At 70.9% G+C, this 15,907-nt stretch carries 17 protein-coding genes and 1 pseudogene; 17 read left to right on the top strand and 1 reads right to left on the bottom strand.

All coding sequences use genetic code 11. The annotated features are described in order from the left end of the window. The first annotated feature begins 91 nt into the window (after nucleotides 1-91). Entirely contained in the window at nucleotides 92-1,996 is a 1,905-nt protein-coding gene (gene ftsH, locus AADR41_RS07665; protein ID WP_342280602.1) for an ATP-dependent zinc metalloprotease FtsH, read from the top strand. A gap of 16 nt (nucleotides 1,997-2,012) precedes the next feature. Here the strand turns inward: ftsH and AADR41_RS07670 are convergent, their stop codons facing one another. Next, on the bottom strand, nucleotides 2,013-2,873 hold the full coding sequence (locus AADR41_RS07670; RefSeq protein WP_342280603.1) for a class I SAM-dependent methyltransferase: 861 nt from the start codon (nucleotides 2,871-2,873) through the stop codon (nucleotides 2,013-2,015). A 237-nt stretch (nucleotides 2,874-3,110) separates the two neighbouring features. Between AADR41_RS07670 and proS the strand changes: the two genes are divergently transcribed. From proS to AADR41_RS07750, 16 genes and pseudogenes are all read left to right on the top strand, one after another. Continuing rightward, on the top strand, nucleotides 3,111-4,526 hold the full coding sequence (gene proS, locus AADR41_RS07675; protein WP_342280604.1) for a proline--tRNA ligase: 1,416 nt from the start codon (nucleotides 3,111-3,113) through the stop codon (nucleotides 4,524-4,526). A 229-nt stretch (nucleotides 4,527-4,755) separates the two neighbouring features. Then, nucleotides 4,756-5,349 carry a hypothetical protein gene (locus AADR41_RS07680; RefSeq protein ID WP_124716133.1) on the top strand — a complete coding sequence of 198 codons (594 nt, stop codon included), beginning with the start codon at nucleotides 4,756-4,758 and terminating at the stop codon, nucleotides 5,347-5,349. 157 nt (nucleotides 5,350-5,506) lie between these two features. Continuing rightward, the gene (rpsP, locus tag AADR41_RS07685; RefSeq protein WP_072487234.1) at nucleotides 5,507-5,950 is read left to right on the top strand and encodes a 30S ribosomal protein S16; all 444 of its coding nucleotides are present in this window, start codon (nucleotides 5,507-5,509) and stop codon (nucleotides 5,948-5,950) included. 2 nt (nucleotides 5,951-5,952) lie between these two features. After that, nucleotides 5,953-6,192: an RNA-binding protein gene (locus AADR41_RS07690; protein WP_005311361.1), complete on the top strand. Its 240-nt coding sequence runs from the start codon at nucleotides 5,953-5,955 to the stop codon at nucleotides 6,190-6,192. Between the two features lie 79 nt (nucleotides 6,193-6,271). Continuing rightward, nucleotides 6,272-6,868: a ribosome maturation factor RimM gene (gene rimM / locus AADR41_RS07695; protein WP_342280605.1), complete on the top strand. Its 597-nt coding sequence runs from the start codon at nucleotides 6,272-6,274 to the stop codon at nucleotides 6,866-6,868. Beyond that, nucleotides 6,868-7,689, top strand: coding sequence for a tRNA (guanosine(37)-N1)-methyltransferase TrmD (trmD, locus tag AADR41_RS07700; protein WP_342280606.1), 822 nt, complete (start codon nucleotides 6,868-6,870; stop codon nucleotides 7,687-7,689). The genes rimM and trmD overlap by 1 nt, the downstream gene beginning before the upstream one ends. A gap of 128 nt (nucleotides 7,690-7,817) precedes the next feature. Further along, nucleotides 7,818-8,168 (top strand): 50S ribosomal protein L19, encoded by a 351-nt coding sequence (gene rplS, locus AADR41_RS07705; RefSeq protein ID WP_124716129.1) that lies wholly within the window; start codon nucleotides 7,818-7,820, stop codon nucleotides 8,166-8,168. Between the two features lie 45 nt (nucleotides 8,169-8,213). Beyond that, nucleotides 8,214-8,984, top strand: a complete 771-nt coding sequence (gene lepB, locus AADR41_RS07710; protein WP_342280607.1) for a signal peptidase I — start codon at nucleotides 8,214-8,216, stop codon at nucleotides 8,982-8,984. After that, a pseudogene (lepB, locus tag AADR41_RS07715) lies at nucleotides 8,977-10,034 on the top strand (signal peptidase I). Before lepB (AADR41_RS07710) ends, lepB (AADR41_RS07715) begins: the two are co-directional and overlap by 8 nt. After that, on the top strand, nucleotides 9,934-10,830 hold the full coding sequence (gene lepB / locus AADR41_RS07720; RefSeq protein ID WP_342280615.1) for a signal peptidase I: 897 nt from the start codon (nucleotides 9,934-9,936) through the stop codon (nucleotides 10,828-10,830). The pseudogene lepB (AADR41_RS07715) and the gene lepB (AADR41_RS07720) overlap by 101 nt, the downstream one beginning before the upstream one ends. 226 nt (nucleotides 10,831-11,056) lie before the next feature. Then, nucleotides 11,057-12,010 (top strand): signal peptidase I, encoded by a 954-nt coding sequence (lepB, locus tag AADR41_RS07725; protein WP_342280608.1) that lies wholly within the window; start codon nucleotides 11,057-11,059, stop codon nucleotides 12,008-12,010. A gap of 51 nt (nucleotides 12,011-12,061) precedes the next feature. Beyond that, a complete protein-coding gene (lepB, locus tag AADR41_RS07730; protein WP_342280609.1) occupies nucleotides 12,062-12,811 on the top strand; it encodes a signal peptidase I in 750 nt (249 codons plus the stop codon). After that, nucleotides 12,801-13,289 (top strand): NUDIX hydrolase, encoded by a 489-nt coding sequence (locus AADR41_RS07735; RefSeq protein WP_342280610.1) that lies wholly within the window; start codon nucleotides 12,801-12,803, stop codon nucleotides 13,287-13,289. Before lepB (AADR41_RS07730) ends, AADR41_RS07735 begins: the two co-directional genes overlap by 11 nt. A gap of 64 nt (nucleotides 13,290-13,353) precedes the next feature. Further along, entirely contained in the window at nucleotides 13,354-13,662 is a 309-nt protein-coding gene (locus tag AADR41_RS07740; protein WP_003965949.1) for a DUF2469 domain-containing protein, read from the top strand. Nucleotides 13,663-13,878: 216 nt separating this feature from the next. After that, complete coding sequence (locus AADR41_RS07745) at nucleotides 13,879-14,238, top strand: YraN family protein (RefSeq protein WP_342280611.1); 360 nt, start codon at nucleotides 13,879-13,881, stop codon at nucleotides 14,236-14,238. Further along, complete coding sequence (locus tag AADR41_RS07750) at nucleotides 14,238-15,863, top strand: YifB family Mg chelatase-like AAA ATPase (protein ID WP_342280612.1); 1,626 nt, start codon at nucleotides 14,238-14,240, stop codon at nucleotides 15,861-15,863. Before AADR41_RS07745 ends, AADR41_RS07750 begins: the two co-directional genes overlap by 1 nt. Nucleotides 15,864-15,907: the final 44 nt, after the last annotated feature.

Here is a 15,907-nt window from a genome sequence, read left to right on the forward strand (position 1 = left end):
CCTCCAAGGGCCCATCGGGCAGGCCCTGGGAGGGCTTTGTTCGCTTTCCTCCCTTACTGTCGCCTCAACGGCAGTCGGCAGAGGAGCGCGCGTGACCAACCCCGTACCGCCCCGCGACCGGACCGATCAGCCGTGGCGCTCCGAGGGTGCCCCACCGCCCGGCCGGAAGATGCCCGGAGGCTGGGGCGGACTGCTGCTGACCGCGCTCGCCGTCTATCTGGTCGCCAATCTGGTGCTCTCCTTCTTCAACGGGGAGGAGCAGCGGACGATCGCGTACACGGAGTTCAGCAAGCAGGTCACCGCCGGCAATGTCTCCAAGATCTACTCCAAGGGCGACGCCATCCAGGGGCAGCTCAAGAAGGAGGCGAAGGTCCCGGGGAGCGACAACAAGTACACCAAGTTCGAAACCCAGCGCCCGGCCTTCGCGGACGACAACCTCTGGGCCGAACTGGTCAAGGACGACGTCACGGTCACCGCCGAGCCGGTCGTCCAGCAGCGCAGCTTCCTCGCCAACCTGCTGATCTCGCTCGCACCCATGCTGCTGCTCGTCGTGCTCTGGGTGTTCATCGCCCGGCGGATGTCCAGGGGCATGGGCGGCGGGATGGGCGGCTTCGGCCGCAAGGCCCCGCCCAAGCCCGTCGAGCTGGAGGACGGCAAGCGCACCACCTTCAAGGACGTGGCCGGGATCGACGAGGTCGAGGGCGAGCTCAACGACGTCGTGGACTTCCTGAAGAACCCGCAGGCGTACCGGAAGATGGGCGCCCGGATGCCCGGCGGGGTGCTGCTCGCGGGGCCGCCCGGCACCGGCAAGACCCTGCTGGCCCGGGCCGTCGCCGGTGAGGCCGGGGTGCCGTTCTTCTCGGCGTCGGCCTCCGAGTTCATCGAGATGATCGTCGGCGTCGGCGCGAGCCGGGTCCGGGAACTGTTCGCCGAGGCGCGCAAGGTAGCCCCCGCCATCGTCTTCATCGACGAGATCGACACCATCGGCCGGGCCCGCGGCGGCGGCTCCGGCATGGGCGGCCACGACGAGCGCGAGCAGACCCTCAACCAGATCCTCACCGAGATGGACGGCTTCTCCGGTTCGGAGGGCGTCGTCGTGCTCGCCGCCACCAACCGCGCCGACGTGCTCGACCCCGCCCTCACCCGGCCGGGCCGCTTCGACCGGATCGTGCAGGTCAGCCCGCCGGACCGGAGCGGCCGGGAGGCGATCCTGGAGATCCACACCCGGCAGATCCCGCTCGCCCCCGATGTGAACCTGGCGCAGGTGGCCGGCACGACGCCCGGCATGACCGGCGCGGACCTCGCCAACCTGGCCAACGAGGCCGCGCTCCTGGCGGTCAAGCGCCGGCAGTCCGAGGTCACCCAGCCCGACTTCTCGGACGCCCTGGAAAAGGTCCAGCTCGGCGCCGAACGCTCACTGGTCATGTCCGACGAGGAACGCCGCAGGACCGCGTACCACGAGAGCGGCCACGCCCTGCTGGGCATGGTCCAGCCGGGTGCCGACCCGGTCCGCAAGGTCACCATCGTGCCGCGCGGCCGCGCGCTGGGCGTCACGCTCTCGACGCCGGACGCCGACAAGTACGCGTACACCGAGGAGTACCTGCGCGGCCGCATCGTCGGAGCGCTCGGCGGCATGGCGGCCGAACAGGTGGTCTTCGGCGTGATCACCACCGGCGCGGAGAGCGATCTGGAACAGGTCACCAACCTGGCCCGCGGCATGGTCGGGCGCTGGGGCATGAGCCACAAGGTGGGCAGACTGACGGCGATCCCGAGCGACGCCCAGCAGGCGTACGGACTGTCGGCGGCCCCCGCCACGCTCGACGCGGTGGACGGCGAGATGCGGCGGATCGTCGACGAGTGCTACGAGGTGGCCTGCCGGCTGCTGCGCGAGAACCGGGACCGGCTGGACTCGCTCTCCGCCGCGCTCCTCGCGAACGAGACGCTGGACGAGGCCGAGGCGTACCGGGCGGCCGGCATCACCCGGCTGGCGAAGTGACGGCCGCCGCGGCCGTTCAGGTGGTGCACACGAGATAGCGGAAGACGTTCGGCATCCAGACCGTGCCGTCCCGGCGGCGGTGCGGACGGAGGGCCTGCGCGACCTCCTTCTCCACCTGGGTACGGTCCGTCGCCCGGACCGCCGCGTCGAAGAGCCGGGTGGAGAGCAGCCCCCGCACCGCGCTGTCCGGGTCCGCGTACCCGAAGGGGCACGCCACCCGGCCCGAGCCGTCGGGATTCAGCCCGGCCCGGAAGGCCAGCTCCTCCAGGTCGTCCCGGCCCGACGGCCGCCAGCCGCCGTCGCGGGGGGCCCGGTCCCGGTCGGAGAGCCGCCCCGCCACCCGCAGCACCGGCGCCGTCGCACAGCGCTCCGGCGGACCCCAGCCGGTGAGCACCACGGTGCTGCCGCGCGCGGCCAGCGGAACCGCGGACCGCAGCTCCGCCACCAGCCCCTCGCCGTCGTCGGACGAGCAGCCGATCGGGGTGAACGCGGTGATCAGGTTGTACGGCATCCCGTCGGACGGCCGGGCCCCGGACGGATCACCCTCCAGGAGCCGCGGGTGCCCGGCCGGGGGAGCGGCGGCGCTGCCCGGATCGGGCAGCAGCCGGGTCCGGGCGAGCGCCAGACGTTCGAGGTCGGTGTCCACGCCGGTGACGCGCGCGCCCCGGGCGGCCGCGATCAGCAGCGCGAGACCGGAGCCGCAGCCCAGGGAGAGCAGCCGGGTACCGGATCCCACTTCGAGCCGCTCGTACACCGCTTCGTACAGCGGTGCAAGCATCCGCTCCTGGATCTCGGCCCAGTCCCGGGCACGGTCGCCGGAGTCCGTCCGGGGGGACGTCTCCGCGTGGCTGTGGTGCCGGACGAGCGTGGGTGTCATGGAAAGCGCCCCAATCCGCCGAGAGGTCGGCCGTGTCCGATCGGTAGTGCCCGAGTGGGTGCCCCCGCTGTCTGCGCCCCCGCTCCCCCCGTATGTCAGAGAACTGCGCATCCGCGTCCGCGTCCAGGGGGGCGATGGCAATGGTTGCGCGGGGCGGTGACGCGTCCGTGGGGAAGGCCCGTGGCACCGGGGCCCGTCACCCCGTGCGGTGGGCGGTGTCGCCGTACGATGCGCGCCATGGCAAAGGCACCCGTTCTCACGCCCCAGGCCGAGGACTTTCCCCGCTGGTACCAGGATCTGATCAACAAGGCCGAACTCGCGGACAACGGCCCGGTGCGCGGCACCATGGTCATCCGGCCGTACGGATACAGCCTGTGGGAGCGGATGCAGCAGGAAATGGACGCCCGTATCAAGCAGGCGGGCGCCCGGAACGCCTACTTCCCGCTCCTCATCCCCCAGTCTTACCTGACACGCGAGGCCGAGCACGTCGAGGGCTTCGCGCCGGAGCTCGCGACGGTCACCCGAGGCGGCGGGAAGGAGCTCGAAGAGCCCGTGGTGGTGCGGCCGACCTCCGAGACGATCGTCAACGAGTACTTCTCGAAGTGGGTGCAGAGCTACCGCGACCTGCCGCTCCTGATCAACCAGTGGGCCAACGTGGTGCGCTGGGAGATGCGCCCGCGGATCTTCCTCCGTACGACGGAATTCCTCTGGCAGGAGGGCCACACCGCCCATGCCACCGACGAGGAGGCCCGGGACTTCGCCGCGTACGTCCACCGCGAGGTCTACGCGGACTTCATGGTCAACGTGCTGGGCATCGATGTCGTCCTCGGCCGCAAGACCCCGGCCGAGCGGTTCGCCGGGGCCGTCAACACGCTCACCCTCGAAGCGATGATGCGGGACGGCAAGGCCCTCCAGATGGGTACGAGCCACGAGCTCGGCACCAATTTCGCCAAGGCGTTCCACACCCGCTATCTGTCCAGGGACGGGCGGCAGGAGCTCGTGCGGCAGACCTCCTGGGGCTCCTCGACCCGGATGGTCGGCGGTCTGATCATGGCCCACGGCGACGACCACGGGCTCCGCGTCCCGCCGCGGCTCGCCCCCGTCCAGGCGGTCGTTCTCGCGGTCAAGGAGGACGCGGCCGTCCTGGACACGGTCCGGACCGTCGCGGAGCGGCTGCGCGCGGCGGGGATCAGGACCGGGACCGACGACCGCACCGACACCCCGTTCGGCCGCCGTGCGGTCGACTGGGAGCTGAAGGGGGTGCCGGTGCGGATCGAGATCGGCCCGCGCGATCTGGCGAGCGGCACCGCGACGCTGGTCCGGCGCATTCCCGGCGGGAAGGAGCCGGTCCCCGTCGAGGCCCTGCCCGCGCTGCTCCCGGCCCTCCTGGAGGAGGACCAGGCGGCGCTGCTGCGGGAGTCCCGGAGCCGCCGCGAGTCGGCCACCAGCGACGTGACAACGGTGGCGGAGGCCGTGGAGGCGGCGGTCGCGGGCGGCTGGGCGCGCATCGCCTGGTCGGCACTGGGCCCGGCGGGCGAGGCCCGGCTCGCGGAGCACGGGGTGTCCGTACGGTGTCTGGTCGCCGGGGACGGGTCGGTGCCCGGCGCGGACGACGAGCCCGGTAATGTCGCCCTGGTGGCACGCGCCTACTGACGCCCCGTGCTCCGCCCCGGCCGCCCGGACCCTCGGCGTACGGTGGCCGCCTGCGCGTCCGGGCGTACGCGTCGCTACGTACCACCTTGGTGCGAGCTGTGAGGCTTCTCCGCAGATCTGCGCACCCGCCCTCGTCGGGGCGCATGCAAGGGCAACTGACTGGTACGTGCAAATTATTTGGGATGGCCCGGAATCGGAACACCGGGGCACTCGCGCTCGTTGTCACGACGTGAGCACGACACCACCTGTACTTGCCGCAGAGCTGGCACAGGCGTGGGCCGACATTCAGCGGTACCACCCCGAGCTGCCGGATCTAGCCGCGCCCGAGTCCCTGATCGGAGAGTCCTCGTCCGCCTGCGGCGCCGAACTCTCCTTCGAGCGACTGCTCCATGAGGCAGTCCACGGCATCGCCGCCGCGCGAGGCGTCCGCGACACTTCGCGCGCCGGCCGCTACCACAACCGCAGATTCCTCGCGATCGCCGAGGAGCTGGGCCTCGACCACGCCGAGGAGCCCCACCCCAGCAGCGGCTTCTCGCTGGTCGCACTCAACCCCGAGGCCAAGCGCCGCTACCGCCCGACGATCGAGCGGCTGCAGCGCGCCCTCAAGGCGCACACGGTGGCCACCGCCGCCGACACCAAGCGTTCCTTCCGCGGGCCCGCCGCCCGGCACGGCTCCTCCGGCGGGGGCGTCCGCGTCAAGGCCGTCTGCGACTGCGGCCGCAATGTGCGGGTCGTCCCGTCGGTCCTGGCGCAGGCGCCGATCGTCTGCGGAGGATGCGGGAAGCCCTTCCGTATCCCGGAAGCAGTGGTCGCGGTGGGGTGACCCGGCGCGGTGTGGCACAATGGCTAGCTGTACTCGACAGTCGCACAGGACCCCTCTCTCCTCCGGCTGACGCGTCCATCGGGCACCCGAGTACCGCAACCCCACGTGGCATCTTCGTTGTGCCCACCCACGTCATAGACCAGGAGACACCACTTCCGTGGCAGTCAAGATCAAGCTGAAGCGTCTGGGCAAGATCCGTTCGCCTCACTACCGCATCGTCGTCGCCGACTCCCGTACCCGCCGTGACGGCCGGGCCATCGAGGAGATCGGTCTGTACCACCCGGTGCAGAACCCCTCGCGCATCGAGGTCAACTCGGAGCGTGCGCAGTACTGGCTGTCCGTCGGCGCCCAGCCGACCGAGCCGGTTCTCGCGATCCTGAAGCTCACCGGTGACTGGCAGGCGCACAAGGGCCTCCCGGCCCCCGCGCCGCTGCTGCAGCCGGAGCCCAAGGCCGACAAGCGCGCCCTGTTCGAGGCCCTGACCAAGGACGGCGGCGACGAGTCCAAGGGCGAGGCCATCACGCAGAAGGCGAAGAAGTCCGACAAGAAGGCGGACGAGGCTGCTGACGCGGCTGCGCCCGCCGAGTCGACCGAGGCCTGAGCATGCTCGAGGAGGCTCTCGAGCACCTCGTGAAGGGCATCGTCGACAACCCTGACGATGTGCAGGTCGCCTCGCGCAACCTGCGCCGTGGTCGCGTGCTGGAGGTCCGGGTCCACCCCGACGACCTCGGCAAGGTGATCGGCCGCAACGGTCGCACCGCTCGCGCACTGCGTACCGTCGTGGGCGCCATCGGCGGCCGTGGCATCCGCGTCGACCTCGTCGATGTGGATCAGGTTCGCTGACAGAGTTGAACACCGGCACGGGCCGGGGAGGGCCATGCGCCCGCCCCGGCCCGTCGTCGTATGACAGGAGAGACACAAGGTGCAGTTGGTAGTCGCGCGGATCGGCCGGGCCCATGGCATCAAGGGCGAGGTCACCGTCGAGGTCCGTACGGACGAGCCGGAGCTGCGGCTCGGGCCCGGGGCCGTGCTCGCCACCGAACCGGCCGGCGCCGGACCGCTGACGATCGAGACCGGCCGGGTGCACAGCGGACGGCTGCTGCTGCGCTTCGAGGGCGTGCGCGACCGCACGGCTGCCGAGGCCCTGCGCAACACGCTGCTGATCGCCGAGGTCGACCCGGCGGAACTCCCCGAGGACCCCGAGGAGTTCTACGACCACCAGCTGATGGACCTCGATGTGGTCCTCGCCGACGGCACCGGGATCGGCCGGATCACCGAGATCACGCATCTGCCGTCCCAGGACCTCTTCATCGTCGAGCGGCCGGACGGCAGCGAGGTGATGATCCCGTTCGTCGAGGAGATCGTCACCGAGATCGACCTGGCGGAGCAGCGCGCGGTGATCGCCCCGCCGCCCGGCCTGATTGACGAGAGCCAGGCCGTGATCGCCTCCGCCCGGGACGGGGAAGAAGGCGGCGAAGAGGGCGGCGACGGGGCTCCCGCGGCCGGGAAGGACGACTGATGCGCCTCGACGTCGTCACGATCTTCCCGGAATACCTGGAACCGCTGAACGTCTCCCTCGTCGGCAAGGCCCGCGCCCGCGGCCGCCTCGACGTCCACGTGCACGACCTGCGCGACTGGACGTACGACCGGCACAACACGGTCGACGACACCCCGTACGGCGGCGGCCCCGGCATGGTCATGAAGACCGAGCCGTGGGGCGAGGCGCTGGACGACGCCCTGGCGGGCGGGTACGAGGCCGGGGCGCACTCCCCGGTGCTGGTGGTGCCCACCCCCAGCGGCCGCCCGTTCACCCAGGAGCTGGCCGTCGAGCTCTCCGAGCGGCCGTGGCTGATCTTCACCCCGGCCCGCTACGAGGGCATCGACCGGCGGGTGATGGAGGAGTACGCCACCCGGATGCCGGTCGTCGAGGTGTCCATCGGGGACTACGTGCTGGCCGGCGGTGAGGCCGCGGTACTGGTGATCACCGAGGCGGTCGCCCGGCTGCTGCCCGGAGTGCTCGGCAACGCCGAATCGCACCGGGACGACTCCTTCGCCCCCGGCGCGATGGCCAACCTGCTGGAGGGGCCCGTCTACACCAAGCCGCCCGAGTGGCGCGGCCGGGGCATCCCGGAGGTGCTGCTCAGCGGTCACCACGGGCGGATCGCCCGCTGGCGGCGGGACGAGGCGTTCCGCCGTACCGCCCTGAACCGGCCCGATCTGATCGAGCGCTGCGAGGCCGAGGGGTTCGACAAGAAGGACCGCGAAATGCTCTCGATCCTCGGCTGGTCACCGGAGCCCGGCGGCCGATTTTGGCGCAGGCCCGCGGCCGTGGAAGAATAGGCCGCTGCTGTACGTCCGGCGTACGCCCCTGCCACAGGGGGAATGACGTCCGCCCGACGCGATCGGCACCCACATCTCTCACTATCTCCCGTCGATGACCTGTGGCATCGGCGAAGAAAGCAGACAACATGGCTTCCCTGCTCGATGGCGTCAACGCCGCATCGCTGCGCACCGACGTCCCGTCGTTCCGCCCCGGTGACACCGTCAACGTCCACGTCCGAGTGATCGAGGGCAACCGCTCCCGTATCCAGCAGTTCAAGGGCGTAGTCATCCGCCGCCAGGGTGCGGGCGTCAGCGAGACCTTCACGGTCCGCAAGGTCTCCTTCAGCGTCGGCGTCGAGCGCACCTTCCCGGTGCACAGCCCGATCTTCGAGAAGATCGAGCTCGTCACCCGCGGTGACGTCCGTCGCGCCAAGCTGTACTACCTCCGTGAGCTCCGCGGCAAGGCCGCGAAGATCAAGGAGAAGCGCGACAACTGAGCTGACTCCCAGGTCCACAGGTCGGCCGGATAGGCTCTGGCCCCGATGGACACGGAAGCAAAGCCCTCGGAGCGCGACCGCTCCTCCGCACCCGCAAAGGCACCGGAGGAGGGGTCGCGCTCCTCGCGTATCCCGGAACTGCCGACCGCCGCGATCTCCTGGCGGCGGACCGCCTCGCTCGGGGCCGCCTGTGCGGTCTTCGTGCTGCTCCTGAGCAACTACGTGGTGCAGCCCTTCCTTATCCCCAGCGGCTCGATGGAGCCCACGCTGCGGGTGGGGGACCGGGTGCTGGTGAACAAGCTGGCCTACGGCTCCGGCTCCCTGCCGCAGCGCGGCGACGTGGTGGTCTTCGACGGCACCGGATCGTTCGTCCAGGAGCCCCCGCGGAAGAACCCCGTCACCGGTCTGATGCACTCGGTGGCCGCCTCCCTTGGCCTGGCCGAGCCCGCCGAGACCGACTACGTGAAGCGGGTGGTGGGAGTGGGCGGCGACCGGGTGGTCTGCTGCGACGAGGAGGGCCGGATCGAAGTGAACGGCCGGCCGGTCGTCGAGAACTATCTGCATCCCGGGGACGCGCCCTCCCAGGTCCGCTTCGACATCGTCGTGCCCGACGGCAAGCTGTGGATGATGGGCGACCACCGCAGTAACTCCCGCGACTCGCGTGACCACCTGGGCGAGCCGGGCGGTGGCATGGTCCCGGTCGACATGGTGATCGGCAGGGTGGACTGGATCGGCTGGCCGCCGAGCAGGCTGGGCTCGCTGCCGGACAGCGCCGCCTTCGCCGGCGTGGGGCCGCCGGGCGGGGGCCATGGGTAGCCGCGGGCTCGGGCGGCGCGGGGCGGAGCCCGGGACGGAGCCGACGGCCACCGGGTCGCTGCCCACCAGGGCTGCGCGGCGGAAGCTGGCCCGCAAGGTCAGGCGGCGGCGGCGCGGGGCCGCGGTGGGGGAGATCCCGCTGCTGATCGTCGTGGCACTGGTACTCGCGCTGGTGCTCAAGACGTTCCTGGTACAGGCCTTCGTGATCCCGTCCGGGTCGATGGAGCAGACCATCCGGATCGGTGACCGGGTGCTCGTGGACAAGCTGACGCCCTGGTTCGGATCCCGGCCGCAGCGCGGCGATGTCGTCGTCTTCAAGGACCCGGGCGGCTGGCTGAAGCAGGAGAACGTCGACAAGAAGGACCCGCCCGTCGTCGTCAAGCAGGTGAAGGAGACGCTGACCTTCATCGGGCTGCTGCCCTCCGACGACGAACAGGATCTGATCAAACGGGTGATCGCGGTCGGCGGCGACACGGTGAAGTGCTGCGGCAAGGACGGCCGGGTCACCGTCAACGGTGTACCGCTCGACGAGCCCTACCTCTATCCCGGGAATCCTCCCTCCCTCATCAAATTCGAGGTAAAGGTTCCGGAGGGCCGGATCTTCGTGATGGGTGACCACCGGTCCGATTCGGCCGACTCGCGCTATCACCTGGACGAGCCGGAACACGGCACCGTGTCCGAGGACGAGGTCGTCGGACGGGCCGTGGTGATCGCCTGGCCCATCGGTCACTGGCGGAAACTGGAGGAGCCGGCGACGTTCGGCTCGGTGCCTGACCCGCGCGCCGGGACGGCCGGGGCGCCGGTCCGGTCGAATAGTGTGTCGTCCCGGGATCTCAACGGAATGATCCCTCTCCCGACCCCTGCGGAACTCCCGCTCGTTATGGGAGTGGTGGGCCTGCACCGGCTTGGTCGCAGGCGTGGCACGGAGTGAGGAGTGGATGTGGGGGATTTGGCCGTCGGCGCACGATCCGGACACGAGGAGCCCGAGGACCGGCCGGACCGTGGGGGTCATGCCGAGTCGGCCGGGACGGCGGGCCGCGCGGGGAGTGACGGCGCCACTCCGGACGGCGGCGGCAAGGCCATGAAGAAGCAGCGCTCCTTCTGGAAGGAGCTGCCCCTGCTGATCGTCATCGCCCTGGTTCTCGCGCTGCTGATCAAGACGTTCCTGGTGCAGGCGTTCTCGATCCCCTCGGACTCGATGCAGAACACGCTCCAGCGGGGTGACCGGGTGCTGGTGGACAAGCTGACCCCGTGGTTCGGCTCGGAGCCCGAGCGCGGCGAGGTCGTCGTCTTCCACGACCCGGGCGGCTGGCTGGACGACACCGAGGAGGTCCACCCGAATGTGGTCCAGAAGTTCCTCAGCTTCATCGGACTGATGCCGTCCGCCGAGGAGAAGGACCTGATCAAGCGGGTCATCGCCATCGGCGGCGACACGGTGGAGTGCAAGGAGAACGGCCCCGTCGTGGTCAACGGCAAGGCCCTGGACGAGCAGTCGTTCATCTTCCCCGGCAACACCGCGTGCAACGACGAGCCGTTCGGCCCGATCAAGGTGCCCGAGGGCCGGATCTGGGTGATGGGCGACCACCGCCAGGACTCCCGCGACTCCCGCTACCACCAGGAACTTCCGGGCAACGGCACGGTCTCCAACGACGAGGTCGTCGGCCGGGCCTTCGTCGTGGCGTGGCCGATCAACCGCTGGGCGACGCTGCCGATCCCGAAGACCTTCGACCAGCCGGGCCTCGACGCCGTGATGGCCATGGCGCCCGGTGCGATCGGTATCGCCGGGGCCGTGCCGATCGTGCTCTGGCGCAGGCGGGTCCGGCTGTCCTCCGAGCGGCGGACGTGACTGACGTCCCGTCATGATCCATCGGGCCGAACCGGTTCGGCGGGGCCGAACGACGACGTCGTGGCCGAGCGATGGCGTTGTGACCGAGGAAACGGCAAGATCGGACAGTCGCGGGACGCTCGCCGTTCTTCATGGGCCTGAGGAACTCCCGCTCGTTGTTCGGGGCAGTGGGCCTTTGAACGGACGAGGTCCTGGAGAAGGCGGGGGCGCATAGTGAGGACTGGATGTGAGTGACGTGGCTGCCGGTGCACGACCTGGACAGGGAGACTCCGCGAAGGAGCCCGACCGGTCCGCCGATCCTGCCGTCGAACCGGCGGCCGGTCCGGCGGCCGCTCCGGTGGCCGCTCCGGCGGGAGGGGCGCCGGATCCGGACGCGTCCGAGGACGAGCAGGCTCCGGACGGGGACGGCAAGAAGGCGGCGAGGAAGCAGCGTCCCTTCTGGAAGGAGCTGCCCCTGCTGATCGTCGTCGCCCTGGTTCTCGCGCTGCTGATCAAGACGTTCCTGGTGCAGGCGTTCTCGATCCCCTCGGACTCGATGCAGAACACGCTCCAGCGGGGTGACCGGGTGCTGGTGGACAAGCTGACCCCGTGGTTCGGCTCGGAGCCCGAGCGCGGCGAGGTCGTCGTCTTCCACGACCCGGACAACTGGCTCGCCGGGGAACCGACCCCCGAGTCGAACGTGGTGCAGGACTTCCTGAGCTTCATCGGTCTGATGCCGTCGTCCAAGGAGAAGGACCTGATCAAGCGGACGATCGCGGTCGGCGGCGACACCGTGGAGTGCGCCAAGGGCGGCCCGGTCAAGGTCAACGGGAAGGCGCTCGACGAGCCGTACATCTTCCCCGGCAACACGGCCTGCGACGACAAGCCCTTCGGGCCCCTCAAGGTGCCCGAGGGCAAGATCTGGGTGATGGGCGACCACCGGCAGAACTCCCTGGACTCGCGGTACCACACGGACGAGGCGACCAAGGGCTTCGTGCCCGTCAAGGACGTCGTGGGGCGCGCCGTGGTCGTGGCGTGGCCGATCAACCGCTGGGCGACGCTGCCGGTCCCGGACACCTTCGACCAGCCGGGGATCGGCGCGGCGGCGGCCCTGGCCCCGGGAGCCGTCGGTATCGCGGGTGCGCTGCCTCTCGTACTGTGGCGCCGCAGGAGGCTGACCGGCGGGCGTACCGCCGGGTAGGGTGCCCACTCGGATCAGCGATTGTCGATCTCCGGAGTGGGGGACGCTGGGATGAGCGGACAAGGACGTACGGGTGACGGCCACGGCCGTCTCGGCAGCATGCTGTCGGGGCTGGCCGTGGCCGTCGGCTGTGTGCTCTTCCTCGGCGGGTTCGCCTGGGGGGCGGTGGTGTACAAGCCGTACACGGTGCCGACCGGGTCGATGACACCGACGGTGAACGCCGGCGACCGGGTGCTCGCGCAGCGCATCGACGGCAGCGAGGTGCGCCGCGGCGACGTGGTGGTCTTCACCGATCCGGTGTGGGGCGACATGCCGATGGTGAAGCGGGTCGTCGGGGTCGGCGGCGACAAGATCGCCTGCTGCGGGAACGGTGGCCGGCTCACGGTCAACGGCAAGCCCATTGCCGAACCGTATCTGCACACCAAGGGCCTCGCTTCGGCGGAGAACTTCACGGCGGAGGTGCCCAAGGGGCAGCTCTTCCTGCTGGGCGACGAGCGCAGCGCGTCGCTGGACTCCCGGGTACACCTGGACGACGCCGGCCAGGGCTCCGTCCCCCGCGACGCGGTACAGGCCAGGGTGGACGCCATCGCCTGGCCGATGAACGGCATGATCGAGCGTCCGGAGGCCTTCGCCGCCCTTCCCGGCGGGGTGTCGGCGCCCGGACCGCTGCGGTTGCAGCTCGCGGCGGTGCTCGTGGGCGTGGTGCTGATCCTGGGCGGTGCGGCGTACGGCCCGATCGCCGCACGGGCCTCGCGGGCGTCACGGGACAAGGGCGGAAGGGCACCCTCCGGTGCGCACTGAGAAGCGGAAGGTCGCCCGTGTGGTCCTCCTGGATCCCGACGACCGGATCCTGCTGATGCACGGCTTCGAACCGGCGGATCCGACGAGCACCTGGTGGTTCACCCCGGGTGGCGGCGTGGAGGGCGACGAGACCCGGGAGGAGGCCGCGCTGCGCGAGCTGACGGAGGAGACCGGGATCACCGAGGTCGAGCTGGGGCCGCTGCTCTGGCAGCGGATGTGCTCGTTCCCGTTCGACGGGCGCCGCTGGGATCAGGACGAGTGGTATTTCCTGGCCCGTACGAGGCAGACCGCCACCGATACCAGTGGGCAGACCGGACTGGAGCAACGCAGTGTCGCGGGTCTGAGGTGGTGGACCTCCGCCGAACTGTCGGCGGCGCGTGAGACGGTGTACCCGACCAGGCTCGCCGAGTTGCTGCGCACGCTGCTCGACGAGGGTCCTCCGCGTACGCCATTGGTTCTCGACCCCGAAATCGCCTAAGGGCCCGGGGGGCCGGGGGCCTGGCGCACAATGGGGGGACGCACGGCTGAAGGGGAACATGCCAATGAGCGCCGAGGACCTCGAAAAGTACGAGACCGAGATGGAGCTGAAGCTCTACCGGGAGTACCGAGATGTCGTCGGTCTGTTCAAATATGTGATCGAGACCGAACGGCGCTTCTACCTCACCAACGACTACGAGATGCAGGTGCACTCGGTCCAGGGCGAGGTGTTTTTCGAAGTATCGATGGCGGACGCCTGGGTCTGGGACATGTACCGGCCCGCGCGGTTCGTCAAGCAGGTCCGGGTGCTGACGTTCAAGGACGTCAACATCGAGGAGCTCAACAAGAGCGATCTCGAACTCCCGGGCGGCTGAGCCCACCCCCGGGGGCGCCGATGCGCCCTTGAATCGATCCGCCCCGGTTTCGATGCGGTCAGCCTCCGGCCCGCCTCGGGTTCGATGGGTCCGCCTCCGGTCCGCCCTTGATTCGCACTTACGGGTGGCCGGGATATCCACAATCCCGGGGTTTTCCACCAAGATCCACCGATCGGGACCGGACGCGTCAGAGTCGGTCCCGGAGGTGGTGCCGAAATGAACGCACGGGGGGCACTCGGGCGGTACGGCGAGGATCTGGCGGTGCGGCTGCTGGCCGAGGCCGGCATGTCCGTACTGGAACGGAACTGGCGCTGTCGCGCCGGTGAGATCGACATCGTCGCGATGGACGGCGACGCGCTCGTGGTCTGCGAGGTGAAGACCCGCAGGGCGGGCGCGTTCGAGCATCCGATGGCGGCCGTCACGCCGGTCAAGGCGGAGCGGCTGCGGCGGCTGGCCGGCATCTGGACCGACCGGCACGGCGGACCGCCGCCCGGCGGCGTCCGGATCGACCTGGTCGGCGTGGTGCTGCCCAGGCGCGGAGCGCCGGTCGCCGAGCATGCGCGGGGGGTGGCCTGATGGGGTTCGCGCGGGCGTGCTCGGTGGCGCTGGTCGGCGTCGAGGGTGTGGTGGTGGAGGTCCAGGCGGACCTGGAGGCGGGGGTGGCCGCGTTCACCCTGGTGGGGCTGCCGGACAAGAGCCTGGTGGAGAGCCGCGACCGGGTCAGGGCCGCGGTGGTGAACTCGGGGGCCGAGTGGCCGCAGAAGAAGCTCACGGTGGGACTGTCGCCGGCCTCGGTGCCCAAGGGCGGATCGGGGTTCGATCTCGCCGTCGCCTGTGCGGTGCTGGGGGCGGCCGAGCGGATCGATCCGGCTTCCGTCGCCGATGTGGTGATGATCGGTGAGCTGGGGCTCGACGGCCGGGTGCGGCCGGTGCGCGGGGTGCTGCCGGCCGTGCTCGCCGCGGCGGAGGCCGGATACCGGCAGGTGGTCGTACCGGAACAGACCGCGGGGGAGGCGGCGCTGGTCCCCGGAGTCTCCGTCCTCGGGGTTCGGAGCCTGCGGCAGCTGATCGCGGTGCTCTGCGACGAGCCGGTGCCCGACGAACGGCAGGCACACGACGAGGGGCGCCCCGACACCATGCTGGCCGGGCTGATGGTGCCCGGCGCGGGCATCGGCACCGGCCTCGCCCGCGCCGGGCAGGGCGACGGACATCTGCCGGATCTGGCGGACGTGGCGGGGCAGGAGCGGCCCCGCATGGCTCTGGAGGTCGCCGCGGCGGGCGGTCACCACCTCCTGCTCTCGGGGCCGCCGGGAGCGGGCAAGACCATGCTGGCCGAGCGGCTGCCGGCCATCCTGCCGGAGCTGACCAGGAAGGAATCCCTGGAGGTGACCGCGGTGCACTCGGTGGCGGGCATCCTGCCGCCGGGGGAGCCGCTGATCGGCCGGCCGCCCTACTGCGCACCCCACCACTCGGCGACGATGCAGTCACTGATCGGCGGGGGCAACGGCTTGCCGAGGCCCGGTGCGGTCTCGCTGGCTCATCGGGGAATTCTTTTTCTGGACGAGGCGCCCGAGTTCTCCGTGCGGGCGCTGGACGCGCTGCGCCAGCCGCTGGAATCGGGGCATGTGGTGGTGGCACGGAGCGCCGGGGTGGTGAGGCTGCCCGCCAGGTTTCTGATGATGCTGGCCGCCAATCCGTGCCCGTGCGGCCGGCACAGCCTCAGCGGCGCCGGCTGCGAATGCCCGCCGTCCGCGGTCAGGCGCTACCAGGCGAGGCTCTCCGGGCCACTGCTCGACCGGGTGGATCTGCGGGTGCTCGTCGACCCCGTCAGGCGTGAGGACCTGATGGGGCAGGGCCGCCGGGGCGAGTCGACGGCCGCGGTGGCGGCCCGGGTCCGCCAGGCCAGGGCGCGGTCCGCGGAGCGGCTCGCGGGCACCGAGTGGTCCACCAACAGCGAGGTGCCCGGCCATGAGCTGCGGACCAGGCTGGTCGCGGCTCCGGGCGCGCTCATGGAGGCCGAACGGGACATGGAACGCGGCCTGCTCACCGCGCGGGGCCTGGACCGGGTGCTCAGAGTGGCGTGGACCGTCGCCGATCTGCGCGGCGCCGACCGCCCGGACGCCTCCGACATCGCGGTGGCGCTGGAACTGCGCACCGGGATTCCACGGGGCGCCCTGACGAACGCGGGGACGCCGTCATGAAGCTGCGGGCGGACGACGGGCCGGGGAGGGGGCGGGACCGGGTG

It is taken from the genome of Streptomyces sp. CLV115, from assembly GCF_038448545.1.
Classification (GTDB): Bacteria; Actinomycetota; Actinomycetes; order Streptomycetales; family Streptomycetaceae; genus Streptomyces; species Streptomyces sanglieri.

Coding starts and splice junctions, on each gene's coding strand:
- lepB (WP_342280607.1), top strand. CDS start 8,214: ATGGACACGGAAGCAAAGCCCTCGGAGCGCGACCGCTCCTCCGCACCC.
- AADR41_RS07690 (WP_005311361.1), top strand. CDS start 5,953: ATGCTCGAGGAGGCTCTCGAGCACCTCGTGAAGGGCATCGTCGACAAC.
- AADR41_RS07670 (WP_342280603.1), bottom strand. CDS start 2,873: ATGACACCCACGCTCGTCCGGCACCACAGCCACGCGGAGACGTCCCCC.
- AADR41_RS07740 (WP_003965949.1), top strand. CDS start 13,354: ATGAGCGCCGAGGACCTCGAAAAGTACGAGACCGAGATGGAGCTGAAG.
- proS (WP_342280604.1), top strand. CDS start 3,111: ATGGCAAAGGCACCCGTTCTCACGCCCCAGGCCGAGGACTTTCCCCGC.
- trmD (WP_342280606.1), top strand. CDS start 6,868: ATGCGCCTCGACGTCGTCACGATCTTCCCGGAATACCTGGAACCGCTG.
- rplS (WP_124716129.1), top strand. CDS start 7,818: ATGGCTTCCCTGCTCGATGGCGTCAACGCCGCATCGCTGCGCACCGAC.
- AADR41_RS07745 (WP_342280611.1), top strand. CDS start 13,879: ATGAACGCACGGGGGGCACTCGGGCGGTACGGCGAGGATCTGGCGGTG.
- lepB (WP_342280609.1), top strand. CDS start 12,062: ATGAGCGGACAAGGACGTACGGGTGACGGCCACGGCCGTCTCGGCAGC.
- AADR41_RS07750 (WP_342280612.1), top strand. CDS start 14,238: ATGGGGTTCGCGCGGGCGTGCTCGGTGGCGCTGGTCGGCGTCGAGGGT.